Annotated in this window: 1 protein-coding gene; it reads left to right on the top strand. The window is 73.6% G+C overall.

The genetic code is table 11. The annotated features are described in order from the left end of the window. A partial coding sequence (locus FCI23_RS55210; protein ID WP_136731695.1) for a type I polyketide synthase occupies positions 1-2,552 on the top strand: 2,552 nt, incomplete at both ends.

Here is a 2,552-nt window from a genome sequence, read left to right as displayed (position 1 = left end):
GCGGTGTCCGGCATCTGGTGCTGGCGTCGAGGCGAGGTCTTGAAGCGCCGGGTGCGGGCGAGTTGGTGGCCGAGCTGGAAGCGGTCGGCTGCCGGGTGCGGGTCGCGGCGTGCGATGTCGCCGACCGGGAGCAACTGACCGCGCTACTGGGGTCGTTGCAGGTCCCGCTCGCGGGGGTGGTGCACGCGGCCGGTGTCCTCGACGACGGTTTGCTCGCGTCGATGACGCCGGAGCAGCTGGACCGGGTGATGCGGCCGAAGGTCGACGCGGCCTTGCTGCTGGACGAGTTGACGGCCGGGATGGACCTCCAGTCGTTCGTGCTGTTCTCCTCCGTCGCGGCGCTGATCGGAAGTGCGGGCCAGGGCAACTACGCTGCCGCGAATGCCGGGTTGGACGCGCTGGCAGCGCGGCGCCGGGCGCAAGGGCGTCCGGCGGTGTCGCTGGCGTGGGGCCTGTGGGCGGCGGAGACCGGCATGACCGGCGTGCTGGACGCCGCTCAGCTGACCAGGCTCAACCGGATGGGTGTCCAGCCGCTCTCCTCGGAGTTCGGACTTGAACTGCTGGACGCGGCTCAGCGGGTGGACGCCGCGCTGGTCGCGCCGGTGCAACTCGACCTGGCCGCACTGCGGGAACAGGCGCAGGCCGGTACGGCGGTGCCGTTGCTGGCCGGGCTGGTCCGCACCCCGGGTCGTGCGACGCGCTCCGGCGGGGGCGGGTCGCTCGCGAAACGGCTCGCGGGCGTGGACCGCGAGCAGTGGGAGCAGGTCGCCCTGGATCTGGTTACCACGCAGGTCGCGGCGGTGCTCGGCCACGCGTCGGCCTCGGCGGTGGATTCCGCTCGGGCCTTCAAGGACCTCGGCTTCGACTCGCTGGCGGCGGTCGAGCTGCGGAACCGGCTGGCCCAGGCGACCGGACTGAAGCTGCCCGCCACGCTCGTCTTCGACCACCCGACCGCGATCGCGGTGGCGCGGTTCCTGGTGACCCAGGTTCCCGGGGCGACCGCATCCGGGACCGGCGCCGCTCCCGCCGTACGGGTGCCGGCCCGGCGCCGGGCCGACGCGGACGAGCCGCTGGCGATCGTCGGTATGAGCTGCCGCTACCCGGGCGGCGCGGCATCGCCCGAGCAGTTGTGGGATCTGGTCGCTGCCGGCCGGGACGCGATCTCGGGGCTGCCCGGTGACCGCGGCTGGGACCTGGAGCGGCTGTACGACCCGGACCCGGAGCAGGCCGGCACCGTGTACACGCGCGGCGGCGGATACCTGGACGGCGCCGGGGACTTCGACGCCGGGTTCTTCGGGATCAGCCCGCGCGAGGCGCTGGCGATGGACCCGCAGCAGCGCCTGCTGCTGGAGGGTGCGTGGGAGGCGCTGGAGGACGCGGGGATCGACCCGGGCTCGCTGCGCGGCAGCGACACCGGCGTGTACTGCGGCGCGGTCGCCTCCGAGTACGCCGGCGGGGCCACCCCGGACCTGGAAGGGTTCCGGCTGACCGGCACCACGACCAGCGTGATCTCGGGACGGCTGAGCTACACGTTCGGGTTGCAGGGCCCGGCGGTGTCCGTGGACACGGCCTGCTCCTCGTCGCTGGTGGCGATGCACCTGGCGGCGCAGGCGCTGCGCAACGGTGAGTGCTCGCTCGCGCTGGCCGGCGGCGTGACCGTGATGTCCGGGCCGTTCCTGCTGGTGGAGTTCTCCCGGCAGCGCGGCCTGTCGCCCGACGGCCGCTGCCGCTCGTACGCCGACGGGGCCGACGGGACCGGCTTCTCCGACGGCGTCGGCCTGGTGGTGATGGAGCGCCTCTCGGACGCCAAGCGCCTGGGGCACCACGTGCTCGCGGTGATCCGGGGCAGTGCCGTCAACCAGGACGGCGCGTCCAACGGGCTGACCGCGCCGAGCGGACCGGCCCAGGAGCGCGTGATCCGGAACGCGCTGGCCGCGGCCGGACTGCGGCCCGACGAGGTCGACGCGGTCGAGGGCCACGGCACCGGCACCCGGCTCGGCGACCCGATCGAGGCCCAGGCGCTACTGGCGACCTACGGGCAGGACCGCGACGCCGACCGGCCGCTGTGGCTCGGCTCGATCAAGTCGAACATCGGCCACTCCTCGGCTGCTTCCGGCGTCGCCGGAGTGATCAAGATGGTGCAGGCACTGCGGCACCAGCAGCTCCCCGCCACGCTGCACGCCGACGAGCCCAGCCCGCACGTGGACTGGGAGTCCGGCGCGGTCAAGTTGCTGACCGCCGGGCGGCCTTGGACCGACCCCGGCCGTCCGCGCCGTGCGGGCGTGTCGTCCTTCGGTGTCTCCGGTACGAACGCGCACCTGATCCTGGAGGAAGCACCCGCGCAGAACGTCACGTCGGCATCGGGAACGGGAACGGGAGCGGGAACGGGAACGGCAACGGTCTCCCAGGAACCGGTCCTGTCCGCTGGGGAGTTGCTGCCGGTGGTGCCGGTGGTGGTGTCGGCGCGGGATGAGGTGGCGTTGCGGGCGCAGGCGGGGCGGTTGCGTGAGTTTTTGGTGGCGCGGCCGGAGTTGGGTGTGCTGGATGTGGGG

The sequence above is a fragment of the Actinacidiphila oryziradicis genome, assembly GCF_005047355.1.
In the GTDB taxonomy this organism is placed as follows: Bacteria; Actinomycetota; Actinomycetes; order Streptomycetales; family Streptomycetaceae; genus Actinacidiphila; species Actinacidiphila oryziradicis.
This window is presented reverse-complemented; position numbering and strand designations above follow the sequence as displayed.